The following is a 19,482-nucleotide window of genomic DNA, read 5'->3' as shown; positions in this document are numbered from 1 at the left end:
TAGATTTGAACATGCGGAAAAAACGAAAAACAGAATAAAAAAGTACTATCTAACAAATCCCATTACCTTTGCAGCCGAGAATTTTAAAACCAAATAATATTCCTAACAATTAACTCAAAACAATTAAAATTCAATGAAGAAGAGTAGTATTATGCTGATGTTGATGGCACTGATGATGTCAGTAACATCTTTCGCCCAAGGACTGAGGGGCCATGTAATCGACGAAAACGGCGAACCCGTTATCGGAGCAACCGTAGCCGAAAAAAGTAATCCCAAAAATGCCACCATCACCGATTTCGATGGTAATTTTGTGGTAAACGTAAAAGCTGGTCAAACAATTACCGTGACCTATATCGGCTATCAAACCTTTGAAGGTGCCGCCAAAAACGGCATGACTATCAACCTGAAACCCGACAACAAGGTACTCGATGAAGTGGTGGTTGTAGGTTATGGTGTACAGAAGAAGAGCAGTGTAACCGGTGCCATCTCGCAAGTAAAACCCGAGGATATGGAGAACCGCACCATCGCCAACGCTCAACAGGCCCTGCAGGGTAAGACCTCTGGTGTACAGATAATCCAGTCGAGCGCTGCCCCTGGTTCATCGCCAACCATTCGTGTACGCGGTTATTCCTCTAATTCAAGTTCAGAGCCCCTGTTCGTTGTTGATGGTGTGCGCCTGAGTGATATCAGTGGTATCGACCCCAGCACCATCGCCTCGATGGAAATCCTGAAGGATGCAGCCTCGGCCGCTATCTACGGTGCCGAAGCTGGCAACGGTGTGGTACTCATCACCACTAAGAAAGGTAAGCCCGGACAAGGAAAAATCTCTTACGACTTCATGTTTACCGACGAGAGTCTGGCCCGCATCCCTAAGATGCTGAACGCCGAGCAGTATATCCAGTATATGGACGAGGGTAACATTTTTACGAAGGACTATATGCTGAAGAACTGGGACGGTGTGACCAACACAGCCTGGACCGATGTGGCATTCAATCATGGTCACATGCAGAAGCACGCCCTCTCGTTCACCGGTGGTAACGACCGCGGCAACTATTTCCTCTCGCTCGCGTACCTTAATAATAATGGTATTGTAAAGGGTAACGCTGATGTTTACAAACGTCTCACAGCCACTATCAACGCAGAATATAAGATAAAAGACTGGTTGAAAGTAGGTACTACCAACCAGATTGAGAAATACGACGTTCGCTCGGTATCTACCAACAGCGAGTACGGCTCGCTGCTGACATCCATCCTGATGCTCGACCCACTGACTCCCGACACCTACACTGCCGAGACCCTGCCTTACCAGATGGTAAATGCTCAGGCCAACGGCAAGCAGCTGCTGCAGGACGGAAATGGCAACTACTATGCCGTATCTAAGTTCTATGCCGGCGAGCAGTATCATCCCATGATCATGCGCGACAACGGTCTGTCGAAGAACCAGGGTTTCAATATCAACGGTTCTATCTATGGCGACTTTACACCTATAAAGGGACTCACAGTAACCTCGCGTTTCGGTTATCGATTAGCTGGTACTCGCAGTAGCAACGCCAGTCTGCCATTCTATGGCAACGGTGTGCAGAGCCGCGACTATCTCGACTTCAGCGCAGGCTCTTCTACCTCAATCTATTATCAGTGGGAGAACTTTGCCAACTATATGAAACAGTTTGGTGGTCATACCGTTACAGCTATGGTTGGTATGTCGTTCCAGAAGTCATCAAACGACAATGTGAACGGTTCGCTGACAGCCAATGGCGAGGATGCCTTGAAGAAGAACGACCCACTGTTCTACTATCTGAACTATGCCAACGCCTCAGCCACCAAGGGTGTGAGCGGCGAAACCAACGAGAGTACCAAGTACTCCTACTTCGGTCGTCTGTCTTACGATTTTATGGGCCGTTACCTGTTGCAGGCTTCGCTGCGCGCAGATGCTGCCGACTTGTCGAAGCTCTCAAAGAAAACCCGTTGGGGATACTTCCCTGCCGTATCAGTAGGTTGGACCATCAGTGAGGAGAAGTTCTTTGCACCACTGAAGAAAGCCTTCGATAGCTTGAAGTTCCGTGCCAGCTGGGGTCAGAACGGTAGTCTCTCTGCATTGGGCGGCTACAGCTACAGTACCGACATGGCACTGGGCGGACTGTATCCTTTCTCAAGCGGTATCAACTATACCCAGGCCGCAGCCCCATCAACCATGGGTAACGATGATTTGAAGTGGGAGACTTCAGAGCAGTTGAACTTTGGTTTCGACGGTATCCTGATGGGCGGTCGCATGACCTTCGGTATCGACTACTTTATCAAGAAGACTAAGGACCTGCTGGTATGGGGTACCACACCATCGCTCATCATCGGTGGTAGCACTTCACCTATGAATGCCGGTAACGTTGAGAACAAGGGATTTGAGTTTGAACTGGGCTGGCGCGACCATATCGGCGACTTCAACTACAGCATCCGTGCCAACCTCTCTACTCTGAGCAATAAGGTGACCTACATCGATCCCTCTATCACCCGCCTGAGCGGTAGCAACTTCCACACTTACACCATCACTTACTTCGAGAAGGGCTATCCCGTTTACTACTTCCGCGGCTATAAGTTTGCTGGCATCGACAAGGAGACGGGTAATCCTTTGTTCGAGGATCTGGATGGCGACGGAAAAGTATCGGATGGCGACCTGACCTGCATCGGCGATGCCATTCCCGACTTCACCTATGGCCTCACCCTCACAGCGGCCTATAAGGGCATCGACCTGACTGTATTCGGAACCGGTTCGCACGGCAACAAGATTTTCAACTGTATCAACCGTCCCGACTACGCTGCTTCGAACCGTTTGAAGGAAGTGTTCTACGACAACCGTTGGACGGTAGATAATCCTAACGGCACCGTACCCCGTGCTGGCGCTAACGACATGGATAAGTATGCCACATCGAGTGCGCTGGTTTACGATGGCAGTTTCTTCAAGATCAAGCAGATTCAGCTGGGTTACACCCTGCCTAAGAACCTCATCAACAAAGTAGCCTTGAGCCATGCCCGTATCTACGCTTCGCTCGACGACTTCTTCACCTTCTCTAAGTATCCAGGCTTCGATCCTGAGGCTGCTACCAACTCTACCTCGGGTATGGGTATCGACAAGGGTGGCTACCCCACCTCAAAGAAAGTGGTACTTGGTTTGAACATTGAATTCTAAGAGAGTTAAAGAATTAAAGAATTGAAAAATTGAAATCATTATGAAAAAGAAAATCATATATATCGCCATGTTAGCTGTTTCATCGCTCGGCTTTAGCAGCTGCGACAGCGAGCTCGACATTGCCAAGCACGGCAACCTGGGAAGTATGGAAGACTTCTACACCAACGACGAGAACACCATGCAGGCCACCTCTTCGCTCTATCTGCAGATGCGTAGCCTACATTACAATTGGTTTATGACCAAGAACTGTCTGTCTGACGATGTCTGGACAGGTGGCGGTTCGCGTGGCGACAACGCCGAGATGGAAAAACTCAACGAATACACCTTCGGCACCGATCACGGTATGGTTCAGAGCCTCTATTCAGGACTCTATGGCGTCATCTATAAAGCCAACCTGATTATCGACAAGACACAGGGAGAAACCTCTATTATGAAACGCGCCATCAACGAGGCTAAGGTGTTCCGTGCATGGGCTTCGTTCGAACTGGTAACCATGTTTGGCACAGCTCCTGTTGTGGATCATCTGTTGGAACCAGGTGAGTATCGCTTAGGCAACAGCGATCCTGCCGAGATGTGGGCACTCATCGAGAACGACCTGAACGAGGCCATCAACAGCGGAACCCTGCCCTCGAAGAGCGACGTGAACGATGCCGAGGGAGGCATCCGCATCACCAAGGAGACGGCTCAGGCTTTCTTAGGCAAGGCTTATCTCTTCGAAGGTAAGAACAGCGAGGCTGCCGCCATGCTCGACAACGTGATTAACTCAGGCAAATACGCTCTCTATCAGGGCGAGTACGATGCGCAGTTCCATGCTGCAGCCAACAACAACTGCGAGTCGGTGTTCGAACTGCAGAAGCGTAACGATACCGAGCAGATGTGGAACCAGTTTGATATGGGGCTGTTGATGCAGGGCTGGCGTACCGACAAGATGAACTACAGCGGACAGGCTGCTACCGTGATTGCCCAGGGTACCTACGGATTCATGAACCCACGCAAGTCGCTCTACGATGCGTTCGTGGCTTGGGAAGGTGCCAACGGCTACCGTCTGAACAAGACCATGATGACCTACGAGCAGCTGAAGAACTTTGGCGTTAGCATCCAGACGGGCGCCTTGGTATATGGTTGCGAGGGTTACTTTATGTGGAAGAACCAGTCGCTGAAGGAGGACTGCGTTGTGGATCAGTCGTTCTTCCAGGGTGTTCAGTTCACCAATCTGAAGATTATGCGCTACGCCGAGGTTCTGCTTCTGGCCGCCGAGGCTCATCTGCAGGCAGGCAACAGCAGCAAGGCACTCGACTACATCAATCAGATTCGAGTACGTGCCAAGGAGACACCGCTGACCAGCGTAACGCTGAACGACATCAAGACCGAGAAACGTCTGGAGCTCTGCAACGAGAGTGTACGCTTCCAGGATCTGGTTCGCTGGGGCGATGCAGCGTCGGCACTGGGTCAGCAGGGTAAGGAGATACCAGCCTTCGGTACCGAGGGTGTACAGTGGCTCTTCAAGAACGACAAGTATGGTTTCCAGGAGAAGCACAACCTACTGCCTATCCCTCTGAAGGAAATCGAACTCAACCCCAATATGACTCAAAACACAGGATGGTGATGGGAAAATGGAAAAATTTAAGAATTAAAAAATGGAAGAATTAAAACATTAAAAAAGAACAATATGAAAGCTTTTAGATATATCATCATGTTGCTGGCGGTGATTGGGTTTACGGCTTGCAGCAACGACTCCATCGAAGACTTGAACGGTGAATTCAGCAACATCACCTTCTGCACCTTCAATAACGGCAGCGTACAGCCTACCACCAAGTTGGGTAAGGGCATCAAGGCGCTGAACACACAGTTTACCGATGCTGCAGGCAACAGCCTCAGCCTTAGTTTTGGCAGTAAGGAGTGGATTCTTGGCGAGGGTACCTATCAGCCTGTAGCCACCCTCACTACAGGTGGCACCTACGCTGGTACCATCAATGGTGCTGCCATCAGCGAGGGTAGCATCGACGTGAGCGCCGTCAACGGCTGCTACTTTATCAGCGGACTGGTGAAGACCAGCGACGGCAAGCAGTACAAGCCTTACTTCAAGGGTGAGCTGACCTTCATCGTTGGCGAGGATGATCCTGAGCCCAGCGGCTATACCATGACCATCGCAACGAGCGAGGTAGCCATCATGGACTGGACCACCTTCCAAAACACCGTTTATCCCGACGTTACCAAATATACCATTACCGTCAAAGATCCTAATGGTCAGCAGGTGGCTATGTTCGATGCCATCAATGGCAACAACAAGCAGGCAGCCGACCTGGCAGGAGTCTATACTATCGTTGGCGATGCGCATGATGCCATGCAGGTAAGCGCCGGCTTCTCAATACCCGATTACGGTATGGCAGGCGGCACCAGCTATCTGGATAATGGCGGCACAATGCAGTATCTGACCGGTGGAAGCGTGGAGATAACCACCGCCAAGAGCGCCGAGGGCGAAACGCTGTTCTCGTTCAAAGGCACAGGCCTCGAAACCATCGATGCTGCAGGTACTACCGGTAGCGGTGCATTCAATTTTATGTTCATTTCACTTGTAAAGTAAGAAAAAAATCGTATATTTGCAGCGTGAATAGCTAAATTAAATAATAATAATGAAGAAACTAATGCTTATGGCTGCCCTCTGCCTGATGGGCATGGCAGCCCAAGCTCAGCAGAATCTGAGCTGGGGGCAGGGCCCACAGGTGGCCTCGCCCGATGTACATGCCGACAACAGTGTGACATTCAACCTCATTGCCCCCGAGGCACAGAAGGTGCAGATTACCGGCGATTTCCTAGCCCCGAAAAAGGTAGAATTTGGCGGTAACACCTACGACGCTCCCAACGTGGTGGATTTGGTAAAGAACGAAAAGGGTGTATGGAGTTTCACGACCGAACCCCTGAAGCCCGAGCTTTATACCTATAATATGATTGTGGATGGTGTAAAGATTATCGACCCGCTGAATGTGTATAACATCCGCGACATCAACAACCTGTTCAGCGTACTGCTGATTGGTGGCGACCAGCGTGCCGACCTCTACAAGGTCAACAAGGTGGCTCATGGCACCGTTAGTAAGGTGTGGTACGAGAGTCCTACTGCCGGACTCACCCGTCGTCTCACCGTTTACACCCCTGCCGGCTACGAAACCAGCGGTAAGGCGTATCCAGTACTCTACCTGCTGCATGGTATCGGTGGCGACGAGAATGCCTGGAGCGAGCTGGGACGTGCTGCCCAGATTCTCGACAACCTGATTGCTCAGGGTAAGGCCGAGCCTATGCTGGTGGTGATGACCAACGGCAACATCTCGCAGGAGGCTTGTCCTGGCGAGACCAGCGAGGGATTCAAGGTGCCTACCATGATGCTGCCTAAGACCATGGAGGGCAGTTTCGAGACTGCTTTCCCCGATGTCGTGAAGTTCATCGAGAAGACCTACCGTGTGAAGAAGGATAAGGCCCACCGCGCCATCGCCGGTCTGTCGATGGGTGGTTTCCATAGCTTGTTCATCTCTATCAACAATCCTGATATGTTCGGTTACGTCGGTCTGTTCTCAGCCGCTGTCGATCAGCAGCAGAACGGTCAGGGTGGTGTGCCCAGCGTTTATGCCGACCGCAATGCTAAGATCGACCAGCTCTTCGCCAAGAACCCCAAGCTGTTCTGGATAGGTATCGGCAAGACCGACTTCTTGATTAAGAACAACAACGACCTGCGCGCTTATCTCGACTCTAAGCACCACAAATACACCTATCTGGAGACCGAGGGTGGTCATATCTGGCGCAACTGGCGTATCTATCTCTCAGAATTCACTCCACTATTGTTCAAATAATCTATGAAGAAATCTTTTATTTTATTAGCCTCAGCCGCACTCGTAGTTGGCTGCGCTACAGCCGACAAACAAGGTCCCAAGAACACCATCAACCAGGAAGAGGTGATGTCGAAACTCTCACTTGAGGACAAGGCACACTTTGTGATCGGTACTGGTATGGCGGGCTTCTCGGGCAATGATGCCGTGATTGGTGCAACCCGTAGCTTAGTGCCTGGTGCCGCTGGTACCACCTACCCTCTCGATTCGTTAGGTATTCCCGCTGTTGTATTGGCCGACGGTCCTGCCGGACTGCGTATCGATGCTAAGCGTGAAGGCGATTCAGCCACCTATTACTGCACCCACTTCCCCATCGGAACCTTGCTGGCCTCGACCTGGAACACCCAGCTCATCGAACAGGTGGGACAAGCCATCGGCGAGGAGGTAAAAGAGTATGGTGCCGACGTGCTGCTGGCCCCTGCCCTGAACATCATGCGCAACCCACTGTGCGGTCGTAACTTCGAGTACTACTCTGAAGATCCCGTGGTGGCTGGTAAGACAGCTGCTGCCTATATCACTGGCGTTCAGAAGAACGATGTGGGTACCAGCATCAAGCACTTTGCAGCCAACAATCAGGAAACCAACCGCATGAACAACGATGCGCATATCTCTCAGCGAGCCCTGCGCGAAATCTACCTGAAGGGCTTCGAGATTGCCATCAAGGAGAGTAAGCCTTGGACGGTGATGACCTCATACAACTATATCAATGGTGTTTACACCTCTGAAAGTAAGGATCTGGTAACCACCGTTCTGCGTGATGAGTGGGGCTATGAGGGTACGGTAATGACCGACTGGTTTGGCGGCAAGGATGGTGCCAAGCAGATGTGGGCCGGCAACGACATGCTGCAGCCAGGTAAGGCCGAGCAGTTCGACAGCATCGTAGCTGGTGTGAAAAGCGGTAAGCTGAACGAGGCCGACCTCGACCGCAGCGTCAAGCGCATTCTGAACCTGGTTGAGAAGAGTCCTCGCTATCAGGGTTATAAGTATTCAAACAAGCCTGACCTCAAAGCACATGCTGCTGTCACCCGTCAGAGTGCTGCCGAAGGTATGGTACTGATGAAAAATGGAGGCGCCCTGCCTTTTGCCAAGACGGTAAAGAATGTAGCCCTGTATGGTAACACCTCATATGATTTTATTGCCGGTGGTACTGGTTCGGGTAATGTGAACCACGCTTATGTGGTATCGCTGCTCGATGGTCTGAAGAATGGTGGTTATACCGTTTCGGACGAGTTGAAGAACGCCTATGCAGCCTACGCTGCCGAGTGCAAGGCCAAGGTAGAGGCAGAGATTGCAGCTGCTGCCAAGAAAGATCCCAAGAACGCCATGCTGATGCGCTTCATGCCCCGACCATTGCCTGCCGAAAAGCAGTTCAGTGCCGACGAGCTGACCAAGCAGGCCGCTGCTTCGGATATCGCCGTGATCACACTCGGTCGTATCTCGGGTGAGTTCATGGACCGCAAGGCTGCCGACTTCAACTTGAGCGACTCAGAGCGCCAGCTCATCACTCAGGTGTGCGATGTTTACCACAAGGCCGGCAAGCAGGTTGTGGTACTGCTCAATATCGGTGGCGTTATCGAGACAGCCTCTTGGAATCAACTGCCCGACGCCATCCTGTGTGCTTGGCAGGCTGGTCAGGAAGGTGGTAACAGCGTGGTTGACGTGCTCAGCGGTAAGCAGTCACCCAGCGGAAAGTTCACCATGACCTGGCCCGTGAAGTTTACCGATGCCTACAGTTCAAAGAACTTCCCCGTAGATCAGGATCCACGTATCGACATGACCAATCAGGGCTCAAAGAGCGCCAATATGAAGAATGTGGATTATACCGATTACGAGGAGGATATCTACGTGGGTTACCGTTATTTCGACTCGTTCGATGTACCCGTCAGCTATCCATTCGGTTTCGGTTTGAGCTACACCACCTTCGAGTATAGCGATGCCAAGATTGTTGAGAACGGCGACGCCTACGAGGTGAGCGTAACGGTTAAGAACACCGGTAAGCACGAGGGCAAGGAAGTGGTTGAACTCTACATCTCAGCCCCCGATAACCAGGCTGCCAACAAACCCGTCAAGGAGCTCAAGGCCTATGGTAAGACCAAGCAGTTGGCTCCAGGCGAGAGCGAGACAATAACGATGACCGTACAGGCTGCCGACCTGGCTTCGTTCGACGAATCAGCCTCAGCCTGGGTAGTAGCTGCCGGCGAATACCAGTTCCTGGTAGGCGCCTCATCGCAGGACATCAAAGCCACTCTCAAAGCCCAAGTCAAGGGTCAGCAAACCAAGGTTCATAACGTCATGACCCCCCAAACCCAGCTGAACCTCTTGAAGAGATAATACCTAATCAAATTTCTAACTATTCTTACCGCCGATGAGAATCTCCCCAGATCTCACCGGCGGCTTTATTTAGTATCACACTATCCGCCTGATAGTATAACACAAAAGGGAAGTTAGTATCATGGTAAAGCACCTTTAGCGTTTGGGTAGAAAAAAAACGCATTTTATTTTGTATTTCGCTCGCTTATTTGTAATTTTGCCACCGATATGAAGATATTTGCTATTGGCATGAACTATGCCGCACATAACCAGGAACTGCATGGGACGCTGAAGCGCCCTGATGAGCCTGTGATATTTACGAAGGCCGATTCGGCGATACTGAATCAGGGTAAACCATTCTTTATCCCAGACCACCTGGGGCGTATCGATTACGAAACCGAGGTGGTGGTTCGTATCTGCCGACTGGGTAAGAATATCCCCGAAAGATTTGCACACCGCTACTACGATGCCGTGACCGTGGGCATCGACTTTACAGCTCGCGACCTGCAGCGCAAAGCCAGCGAAGCCGGACAGCCCTGGACCATCTGTAAGGGATTCGACGGCTCGGCAGCCATCGGCGAGTGGGTGCCCAAGGAGAAGTTCATGGATTTGCAGGCCTTGCACTTCCATCTGGACATCAACAACCAGACGGTTCAGGAGGGTTGCACCAGCGATATGCTGTATAAGATAGATGAGATTATTGCCTACATCTCACAGTTCTTTACTCTGAAAACAGGCGACTTGTTATATACCGGCACCCCAGCTGGTGTGGGACCGGTGAAGATTAACGACCATCTGGAAGGCTGGTTGGAAGAACGAAAAGTACTCGACTTTCATTGCAAATAATGCAATAAAAGTCAGTAATTTACGTTAATACATATAGTGAAGACTATCAGCACGTTACTATCAGTGCTGCTCATGATAGCCTTAGGCACCACGGCCAAGGCACAAGGGCGGTATGCGGAACACTCGGTGCTCCGCGAGGGTAACTGGGCAAAAATCAGCGTAGCCGAAACCGGTTTTTATGCGCTTACCGATGCACTCATCAAAAAGGCAGGGTTCAGTGATGCCAGCAAAGTAAAGATATACGGCTATGGCGGCGCGCTGCAACCCGAACGCCTGACTGGCGACTACCTGACTGCTACCGACGACCTGAAAGAGGTGCCCACTTGCACGATGAACGGTCAGCGGGTGTTCTACGGCATCGGACCGGTAAACTGGAATAGTAAGGAATCGCTCGTGCGCACACGCAATCCTTATTCTGATTATGGCTATTATTTTCTGACCGAAAGCGACGGTGAGCCGTTGACGACCGACAGCGCTACCTTAGTGGCACAATGCTACCCCGCAGCCAAACACTACCATCAACTATATGAGGTGGATAACTACTCGTGGTATCACGGCGGCAGAAACCTGTTTGACAAGACGCTCTACACCATCGGCACGCCACAAACCTACGCCCTGAAAGCCACTGGTAGCACAGGCAGTATAGGCATTGCCCTCACAGCCGATGCCGACTACGAAGCCACCATCAGCGTCAACGATTCGCTAGTAGCCACCATCAGCAAGAATGTATCACTCGACAGCTACACCAAAGCCGATGAACAACTGTGGCAGTACACACTGAACAACCTGAAGGCCGACAACACCATCAGTATCACACAAAAATCTGGTGGAAATCTGCGTCTGGATTATATCGACTTGCAGCACGATAGTCCTGCTCCCATCACCATCAGACTACCAGAATATGTGTATCACATAACCAACCAAGACCATCATGCCGACCCACAAACCGACATGGTCATTATCATACCCACCTCGCAACAGCTATTAACCCAAGCCATGCGATTGAAAGAACACCACGAACAGCACGACGGTCTGCGCGTAACCATCGTACCTGCCGACGAACTGTATAACGAATTCAGTAGCGGCACCCCTGATGCCACCGCCTATAGACGTTACCTAAAAATGCTTTTCGACCGTGCCAGCACAGATAGCGACAAACCACGCTACCTGCTGCTAATGGGTGATGCAGCCTGGGACAACCGTATGAACACTGCCGAATGGAAAGGTTACAATCCTAACGACTTTTTGCTTTGCTACGAAAGTGAGAACTCGTTCAGTCAAGTGAATTGCTTTGTAAGCGATGACTACTTCTGTCTGCTCGATGACGAGGAAACAATACAAACCAATAACGGCGGCCATACCAATTTTACAGGAAAACCCGATGTAGCTGTGGGCCGTCTGCCTGTGCGAACAGCCGAAGATGCCCGTATATTAGTGGATAAGATCATTAGCTATGCTCAAAATGAACATGCAGGTGCTTGGCAAAATGAGATATGTATGATGGGCGACGACGGCAACAACAATGCTCACATGAAGACCGCCGACAAGGTGGCGACGATGATAGAAACCACCTACCCCAACTACAATGTAGATAAGATATACTGGGATGCCTACCAACGCACCTCGTCGAGCACCGGCTACAGCTATCCCGACGTGACACGCCTCATCAAACAACAGATGCAGAACGGAGCGCTTATCATGAACTACTGCGGTCATGGTGCTCCCTATGCCATGAGTCATGAGCTGGTGATGAAACTAACCGACTTTGAAACCCAGCAGAGCAACTACCAGCCATTGTGGATGACCGCCTCGTGCGACATCATGCCCTTTGACGGACAGGAAGAGAATATCGGTGAGACGGTGATGCTGAACAGCAAAGGTGGCGGCATAGCATTCTTTGGCACCACACGCACAGTCTATGCCACCTATAACGAAGTAATGAACCTGGCTTTTACTAAATACGTGCTTGCCCCAGGCATGCCGATAGGCGAAGCTGTACGACTAGCCAAGTGCGAACTGGTGGACAAAAACAGCGACCTGACTTGTAACAAGTTGCAATACACCCTACTAGGCGACCCCGCTCTGCAGTTAGCTACCCCTAAACAAGAGATTTTCGTTGACAGTATCAACAACCAAGCAGCTACCGACGGCATCAAGCTAGCTGCAGGTTCAGTCGTAAAGATAGTAGGCCATATTGCACAGAATAGCCATACCGATAGCGACTTCAACGGAATAGTAAACCTAACAGTAAGAGATGCCGAAGAAACTATCACCTGTCGACTGAACAACACTGGTAGCGATGGTGCCGACAAAGCATTTGTTTATCATGACCGCACCAACTATCTCTATCGCGGTTCAGAGCATGTGAACAATGGAACCTTCCACATCACATTTGCCATCCCGAAGGATATCAGCTATACCGACGGCAACGGTCTGATGACTCTCCATGCCATCAGTTCCGACAAGATTCGATCAGCCCACGGCAAGAATGAAAGTTTTGAACTGATAGGTAGCGAGACTGCCTTAAACGACTCTATCGGTCCATCGGTGTATTGTTACCTCAACTCAAAAGCATTTAAAAATGGCGACAAGGTGAACACCACCCCCTACTTCATAGCCGAACTTTACGACGACAGTGGCATCAACGCCTCAGGTGGAAGCATCGGTCACGATTTAGAACTCATCATCGATGGGGATAAGAACAAGACATATCATCTGAATGATTATTTTGAGTACGACTTTGGTGATTATCGTAGTGGCAGCATCGGTTTTAGCATACCCGAACTGAGCGTTGGCATCCATAAACTGCTATTCAGAGCATGGGATGTGTTGAACAACTCGACCACCACCGAACTGATATTCGAGGTAAGCGAGGATGCTGGTTCGGGCGAATTCAACGTTACCTGCACGCAGAACCCAGCCCAAACAAATACACAGTTTGTCATTACCCACAATCGCCCTGGCAGCGAACTGAAGGTGGTATTAGATGTGTTTGACTTAGGTGGCCGACAGGTATGGCGACAAACCGATACGGTGACGCCTAGCAGCGATACGATTACAATAGACTGGAACCTGAACGTGGCTGGTGGCAGCCGACTACGCACAGGCCTCTATCTGTGTCGTCTGACTCTGAACGACGGCGATGCAAAAACCGTTAAATTACTGATTAAAAGCAATAATTAGCAATAGAGATACGTTATAATGATATGATAACAAAAAACAGCATATTTACAAAAAAACGCGCTCTCGTAACATTGTTCACAATGAGCTGCTCATTCTTTACTGCATCGGCTCAGGACGAGAAAAACGTCATGTTCAATCCCGTAGAGCACGCCGTGATATCACAGACCATTGCACCTGATGCCCGCGGTGCCGGTATGGGAGACGTAGGTGCAGCCACCGATCCCGACGTAAACTCACAGTATTGGAATCCTGCCAAATACCCCTTCTGCATCAGTCGCGCAGGCATTGCCTTAAACTACACACCATGGCTGCGACAGCTGGTAAATGATATCGACTTAGCCTATCTGGTTGGCTACTACCGCATTGGCGACTATTCGGCCGTCAGCGGTTCGCTGCGCTACTTCTCGTTAGGCGAAGTGTTTGCCAACGACGGTATGACGGTAAAGCCCTACGAGATGTCGTTTGATGTGGCCTACTCGATGATGCTGAGTGAGAACTTCTCACTGGCAGCAGCCATCCGCTGGATATACAGCGACCTGCGCTACGACTACAGCGAAGACTCGAAACCCGCATCGGCCTTTGCCGCCAACCTGGCGATGTACTATAATAAATATGTGATGTTAGGCAGTCGCGAGTGCCAGTTAGGTATCGGTCTGAACATGTCGAACATCGGTAGTAAAATCAGCTACTACGGCGATGACGAGAGCCAGTTCCTGCCCGCCAATCTACGATTTGGTGCCTCACTCATGGTGCCTATCGATGAGTATAACCGCTTCTCTATCTCTGCTGATGCCAACAAATTATTAGTACCAACCGTGCCACGACAGGAGGAAGGAGAATCAAACAGCGACTATCAGGACCGTGTGCGCCGCGAATATAGCGACATGAGTGCCATCAGCGGCATATTCAAGAGCTTTAGTGATGCTCCTGGCGGATTCAGCGAAGAGATGAAGGAGATACAATGGAGCGTTGGTGCCGAATACGTATATCACGATCAGTTTTCACTGCGTGCCGGTTACCACCATCAAGCAGAAGAGAAAGGAAACTTGAAGTATTTCACCGTAGGCGGAGGCTTCAAGATGAATGTATTCTCACTCGATGTAGGCTACGTCATCTCTACTGCTCGCAGTAATCCACTCGACCAGACACTTCGCTTCTCCTTGACATTCGACATGGATGGTATTAAGGACCTGTTTAGACATTAAAGATTAAAGATTAAACATTGAGAATATGAAGATTAGAGTAGGAATGGGCTTTGATGTCCATCAGTTAGTTGAAGGCCGCGACCTGTGGATGGGCGGCATTAAGTTGGAACATAGTAAAGGACTGTTAGGACACAGCGACGCAGACGTGTTGCTGCATGCTGTATGCGATGCCCTTTTGGGGGCAGCCAACATGCGAGATATTGGCTACCACTTCCCCGACACAGCAGAGTTTACTGATGGTATGGATAGTAAAGTTATCCTGAAAAAGACTATTGAGCTGATAGCTACCAAAGGCTATAAGTTGGTAAATATCGATGCCACTATCTGTGCAGAGCGCCCCAAAATGAATCCACACATCCCTGAGATGAAGGCTTGCATGGCCCAAGTAATCGGTTGCGACGAGGACGATATCTCTATCAAAGCCACCACCACCGAGAAACTAGGCTTCACCGGACGCGAAGAAGGCATCTCGGCTTATGCTGTGGTACTGATAAAAAAGGAATAAAAAGAGTGATGCCACAACCCTCACGAGCTGTGGCATCACAAAAGCCTATGTTTAACTAAAAATCCTTTTCAAAAAAAGAAATTTTCAGTCCAACAGGACCAAAAATTTGAAAGTTTAAAAGGGAGCTTCACAGCGACCTCCAGTTATCCCACTGTTGAAAACTTTCTTTTACCAATAACTAAAAACCTAAAACTATAAATATTACTACTAACCTAAAACAATCTAATCTATTAACCTTTTGACGATGCAAAGGTACGATGTTTTTTCGAATTACACAAGCATTTCTGCAGAATAAGTGTATAAATACACGCCATTCTTGATTTATATCAACCATTGTGCGCGAACACATACATTTTTTTACTTATTTTTACTCGGTTTTAACAAAACCTCAAATATTATTTGGTTTTCTTCTCACTTATTCGTATCTTTGCAACCATAATGAAGGTACTTATAGTAAATACAAGTGAGCGAACAGGTGGGGCAGCTGTAGCTGCCAACCGCTTGATGAAGGCCCTGAACAATAGTGGTGTAAAGGCAAAAATGCTGGTACGCGACAAATGCAGCAACAATCTGACAGTAGTCGGATTGCCTAAATCACCCATGAAACACTGGCACTTCCTTTGGGAACGGTTTGTAGTGTTTTGTCATCTGCACTTTAACAAGCATCACTTGTTCGAGATTGACATTGCAAATACTGGCAGCGACATCACGCAGCTACGTGAATTTCAAGAGGCCGACATCATCCACCTGCACTGGATTAACCAGGGTATGCTCTCACTTGGCAATATCCACAAGATTCTGCAGACTGGCAAGCCTGTGGTATGGACCATGCACGACATATGGCCAGCCACAGCCATCTGTCATCTGACGCTCAATTGCCGACAGTTTACAACAGGCTGTCATAACTGCTACCTGTTGCCAAACAATGGTTCCAACCATGATCTGGCTTACAAGATATGGCAACGAAAAAAGGCTATGATAAAAGATGAGAACATCTACTATGTGGCCTGCAGCCGTTGGTTGGAATCAGAAGCCAAGAAAAGTGCATTACTCTATGGACAAAAGATCACCAGCATTCCTAACTGTATAGATACACATATATATAAGAAAGGAAACCAACAGGAAGCCCGCCAGCGATTAGGTCTGCCTGCCAACAAGAAACTGATACTCTTCGCTTCACAACGAGTCACCAACGAGAACAAGGGCATGAGTTATCTGATAGAAGCTTGCAAACAACTGGCTACAGATCATGAGCAGCCCGGTGTAGTCATCCTGGGCGGGCATGCCGAAGAGGTGGTCAATCAATTGCCATTAGATTCATACCCACTGGGCTATGTGAACGATGAGCATCGTATTGTTGACGTGTATAATGCAGTTGACGTGTTTGTACTGCCATCGCTATCAGAGAATCTGCCTAACACCATTATGGAAGCAATGGCCTGTGGTGTACCCTGCGTGGGATTCAGAGTTGGCGGCATACCAGAGGAGATAGACCATAAGAAAAATGGCTATGTGGCAGAATACCGAAATGCAGAGGACCTGGGCCGTGGAATCAATTGGATTCTGAACGAAACAGACTATGAAGCACTGAGCAAGCATGCCATCCATAAGGTGGCGCAAAACTATTCGCAACAGAGTGTCGCTTTGAAGTACCTGGATATCTATCAGCAGGCCATGGCCTTTAAACACTACCACTTATGATACGCATCACCTACGTCACTATCACATACAACGCAGCCCAAGTACTGAAGCGCACCCTTGACAGTGTGCTGCAACAGGATTATCCCGAAATAGTACACTTAATCATCGATGGTGCATCAACCGACGATACGCTGAAGATTGTAGATGACTATACCGCTCAGTCGAACGCAGCCGGAAACGGGCATCAGGTAAAGGTGACTTCCGAACCCGACAAGGGCATCTACGACGCCATGAACAAAGGCTTACGCGGCGTAGATGGCGACTACGTTTGTTTCTTGAACGCCGGCGATTTCCTCCCCGCCCCCGACACCGTCCGCCGCATAGCCGAAGCAGTCACCAACACCCATCAACCAACATCCACCACCCAACTACCAGCAGTGCTGTACGGTGACACCGACATTGTAGATGGCGAGGGCCGTTTCCTGCATCACCGCCGATTGGCGCCACCCGAAAAACTTACTTGGAAATCATTCCGTCAAGGCATGCTCGTGTGCCACCAGGCTTTTTATGCGCGCACCGATTTTGCCATTGCCACACCTTACGACATGCAGTACCGCTACTCTGCCGATGTGGATTGGTGCATACGTGTGATGAAGGCTGCTGCCAAGGAAAACGAACCTCTGCTCAATCTGCACATGGTAGTGGCCAATTACACCCAAGAGGGCCAAACAACACTCCACCACCGTGAATCACTCATGGAGCGATATCGGGTGATGGAGCATCATTACGGACGGGTACAGACCTTGCTTCTGCACTGTTGGTTTGCCGTCCGCGCACTACTAAAATACTAACAAACTACCTTACTATGATTTTTTTCTTATTGACAATATAGACTCCTTTGTTCAGTGAAGATCTTGATGTGCCCACCTTGCGCCCCTGAAGGTCATAAACGGTATATGCAGCATTAGGATTATCCTGATCAATATGACGTATGGCCGTAGCTGTCACAGTAGTTTTAAGGCCTTCATTGCCGAAATAGTAGCCACCGTTGGTAAACTTCATATTTACTGTCTGAATGCCAGCACCACTGAAGATGATGAGGTCAGGATTTGTAGTGGCTGTTACGGTCCACTTCCATACGCTATTGCCATTATCTGTTGTGCCTATCTTTGTTGCATTCACGCCAGGCCAATTGGCACCAAGGTAATCCTCTCCCTTGCCATTGTTTATCCAAGCCCAAACAAATATTTGACTGCCCCATGAGATAGGAGCCTCGAAGAAAGCACAGCGCTCACCCTCTTCCATTGTACAGAAGGTTGGTACACCTGCATATTCACCATCTTTCTCTTCTACGGTATTTATTTCTGGATAAACAATAGTGGCTGGATCAAGATCGCTCACATAATATACATAATGGTATCCGCTGATGACTTTCTTCCACTCACTACCTTTGGGCGTGTAATCAGCGGCATTGGTTCCCACCACAGCAAGCAGTTTGCCGTTGGTACCAGTTGTCTGCGCAGCATAGTAGCCCTTAGCCGATGCCAAATTCGTAGTAGCACTGGTGTTGGTAATTCCCACAGCCTTACGCACAGTTATCATGTTGGCAATCTCCTGTCTATAGGCTTTCCAATGAGTGAGGAACACACAAGGTGTACCTGGCATGGCCAGCAGATAAGCATTAGCTGCTAAAGTATCCTTTTTGAGAGGGTCCTGATCTGCATCAGCACGCTTCTCGGTATCATGATTCTCCACAAAGGTCACTGCATACTGACGATAGCTACCACTCTCATTCTTGGCGCTAACCAATGGCCAGTTACCTTCATTCTGCTTACCAAGTTGTGTCCAATCACCATTATTGGCAGCATTTCTTACGGTATAACGGAACTGGAAGTCGAAAGCAGCACTTGTCTTGCCTGTACCTTCAATCCAATTTTTGATAGTATTGCTGCTATCCCAGCACTCACCTACAGAGAACTGAGGTTTACTATCCTCATTATACATCTTGGTATATTCGGCACTGTAGCCTTTCACCATGTCATAGCGAAATCCGGTATAGCCCAAATCGTTGAGCAGGAACTTGAGATAGGCCTTGACATTGTTCTGCACATTCTCGCTCTTGTGATCCAAGTCGCGCATACCATCCCAACCTTCGCCTGTATCCTTATTCGGACCCACCTGATAATTTTTTGCTGCCTCATCATTGCTGCAGATATCATTATAAGTGAGCTGATAGGTTACGCCATTATAGGTCTCCGCAGGAAAATCAGTCCACGATGAGAGATTACGGCGGTGGTTGACAACCACATCAGCAATGGTGCCTATACCTTTTTCTTTAAACGTTGCAATCATCGAGCGTAACTCCTCTTCTGTACCGAAAGAACTATTATAGTTGTTAAACCAGTACAGATCGTCGTAGCCCATCGATCGTCCGCCACAGTAGCCACTCTGTGGAATCCACACCAGGTCGAACACCTTCGCGAGGTCGTCAGCCTGTTTCTCCAGACGTATCCACTGTGTATCGGCATAAGAGTCCCAGTAGAACCCTTGCAACATCACACCGCTATAATCTTTGGGCCATCCCTGAGCCATCGCAGCCATTGCCACAATGCAGAATATGAATGTAGAGTAAAGTCTTCTCATACGCCTTTTAGTTATCTGTATTCTTGTTTTTGCTGCAAAGATATGAAAAAAGCCGCTTGGTTATTCTCCAAGCGGCTCAATTTTTGTAAG

12 protein-coding genes are annotated in these 19,482 nt (G+C 49.4%); 11 read left to right on the top strand and 1 reads right to left on the bottom strand.

From position 1 onward, the window contains the following. The first annotated feature begins 151 nt into the window (after nucleotides 1-151). The 11 genes from T360_RS0101415 (at nucleotide 152) to T360_RS0101365 (ending at nucleotide 17,600) form a co-directional block, all read left to right on the top strand. Complete coding sequence (locus T360_RS0101415; RefSeq protein ID WP_028911206.1) at nucleotides 152-3,181, top strand: TonB-dependent receptor; 3,030 nt, start codon at nucleotides 152-154, stop codon at nucleotides 3,179-3,181. Nucleotides 3,182-3,221: 40 nt separating this feature from the next. Next, complete coding sequence (locus T360_RS0101410) at nucleotides 3,222-4,787, top strand: RagB/SusD family nutrient uptake outer membrane protein (protein WP_028911205.1); 1,566 nt, start codon at nucleotides 3,222-3,224, stop codon at nucleotides 4,785-4,787. Between the two features lie 63 nt (nucleotides 4,788-4,850). Then, nucleotides 4,851-5,765: a hypothetical protein gene (locus T360_RS0101405; RefSeq protein WP_036928444.1), complete on the top strand. Its 915-nt coding sequence runs from the start codon at nucleotides 4,851-4,853 to the stop codon at nucleotides 5,763-5,765. 49 nt (nucleotides 5,766-5,814) lie between these two features. Next, nucleotides 5,815-7,023, top strand: a complete 1,209-nt coding sequence (locus T360_RS0101400) for an esterase (RefSeq protein WP_028911203.1) — start codon at nucleotides 5,815-5,817, stop codon at nucleotides 7,021-7,023. 3 nt (nucleotides 7,024-7,026) lie between these two features. Then, nucleotides 7,027-9,390, top strand: coding sequence for a beta-glucosidase (locus tag T360_RS0101395; RefSeq protein ID WP_028911202.1), 2,364 nt, complete (start codon nucleotides 7,027-7,029; stop codon nucleotides 9,388-9,390). Between the two features lie 207 nt (nucleotides 9,391-9,597). Next, the gene (locus T360_RS0101390; RefSeq protein WP_028911201.1) at nucleotides 9,598-10,215 is read left to right on the top strand and encodes a fumarylacetoacetate hydrolase family protein; all 618 of its coding nucleotides are present in this window, start codon (nucleotides 9,598-9,600) and stop codon (nucleotides 10,213-10,215) included. Between the two features lie 36 nt (nucleotides 10,216-10,251). Beyond that, on the top strand, nucleotides 10,252-13,398 hold the full coding sequence (gene porU / locus T360_RS14330; protein WP_036928441.1) for a type IX secretion system sortase PorU: 3,147 nt from the start codon (nucleotides 10,252-10,254) through the stop codon (nucleotides 13,396-13,398). Between the two features lie 80 nt (nucleotides 13,399-13,478). Beyond that, nucleotides 13,479-14,603: a type IX secretion system outer membrane channel protein PorV gene (gene porV / locus T360_RS0101380; protein WP_051523268.1), complete on the top strand. Its 1,125-nt coding sequence runs from the start codon at nucleotides 13,479-13,481 to the stop codon at nucleotides 14,601-14,603. 25 nt (nucleotides 14,604-14,628) lie between these two features. Next, nucleotides 14,629-15,108, top strand: a complete 480-nt coding sequence (gene ispF, locus T360_RS0101375) for a 2-C-methyl-D-erythritol 2,4-cyclodiphosphate synthase (RefSeq protein WP_028911199.1) — start codon at nucleotides 14,629-14,631, stop codon at nucleotides 15,106-15,108. A 438-nt stretch (nucleotides 15,109-15,546) separates the two neighbouring features. Continuing rightward, nucleotides 15,547-16,809, top strand: a complete 1,263-nt coding sequence (locus T360_RS0101370; protein WP_028911198.1) for a glycosyltransferase family 4 protein — start codon at nucleotides 15,547-15,549, stop codon at nucleotides 16,807-16,809. Beyond that, entirely contained in the window at nucleotides 16,806-17,600 is a 795-nt protein-coding gene (locus T360_RS0101365) for a glycosyltransferase family 2 protein (protein WP_028911197.1), read from the top strand. The genes T360_RS0101370 and T360_RS0101365 overlap by 4 nt, the downstream gene beginning before the upstream one ends. Before the next feature lie 4 nt (nucleotides 17,601-17,604). Here T360_RS0101365 and T360_RS0101360 read toward each other — a convergent pair whose 3' ends face one another. Further along, the gene (locus T360_RS0101360) at nucleotides 17,605-19,392 is read right to left on the bottom strand and encodes an alpha-amylase family glycosyl hydrolase (protein ID WP_028911196.1); all 1,788 of its coding nucleotides are present in this window, start codon (nucleotides 19,390-19,392) and stop codon (nucleotides 17,605-17,607) included. Nucleotides 19,393-19,482: the final 90 nt, after the last annotated feature.

The organism is Prevotella sp. MA2016 (assembly GCF_000619825.1).
Lineage (GTDB): Bacteria > Bacteroidota > Bacteroidia > Bacteroidales > Bacteroidaceae > Prevotella.
This window is presented reverse-complemented; position numbering and strand designations above follow the sequence as displayed.

Bases quoted from the DNA above. Each gene is read 5' to 3' on its own strand.
- T360_RS0101395 (WP_028911202.1), top strand. From the start codon at position 7,027: ATGAAGAAATCTTTTATTTTATTAGCCTCAGCCGCACTCGTAGTTGGC.
- T360_RS0101365 (WP_028911197.1), top strand. From the start codon at position 16,806: ATGATACGCATCACCTACGTCACTATCACATACAACGCAGCCCAAGTA.
- T360_RS0101405 (WP_036928444.1), top strand. From the start codon at position 4,851: ATGAAAGCTTTTAGATATATCATCATGTTGCTGGCGGTGATTGGGTTT.
- T360_RS0101400 (WP_028911203.1), top strand. From the start codon at position 5,815: ATGAAGAAACTAATGCTTATGGCTGCCCTCTGCCTGATGGGCATGGCA.
- T360_RS0101410 (WP_028911205.1), top strand. From the start codon at position 3,222: ATGAAAAAGAAAATCATATATATCGCCATGTTAGCTGTTTCATCGCTC.
- T360_RS0101370 (WP_028911198.1), top strand. From the start codon at position 15,547: ATGAAGGTACTTATAGTAAATACAAGTGAGCGAACAGGTGGGGCAGCT.
- T360_RS0101415 (WP_028911206.1), top strand. From the start codon at position 152: ATGCTGATGTTGATGGCACTGATGATGTCAGTAACATCTTTCGCCCAA.
- ispF (WP_028911199.1), top strand. From the start codon at position 14,629: ATGAAGATTAGAGTAGGAATGGGCTTTGATGTCCATCAGTTAGTTGAA.
- porV (WP_051523268.1), top strand. From the start codon at position 13,479: ATGAGCTGCTCATTCTTTACTGCATCGGCTCAGGACGAGAAAAACGTC.
- T360_RS0101390 (WP_028911201.1), top strand. From the start codon at position 9,598: ATGAAGATATTTGCTATTGGCATGAACTATGCCGCACATAACCAGGAA.
- T360_RS0101360 (WP_028911196.1), bottom strand. From the start codon at position 19,392: ATGAGAAGACTTTACTCTACATTCATATTCTGCATTGTGGCAATGGCT.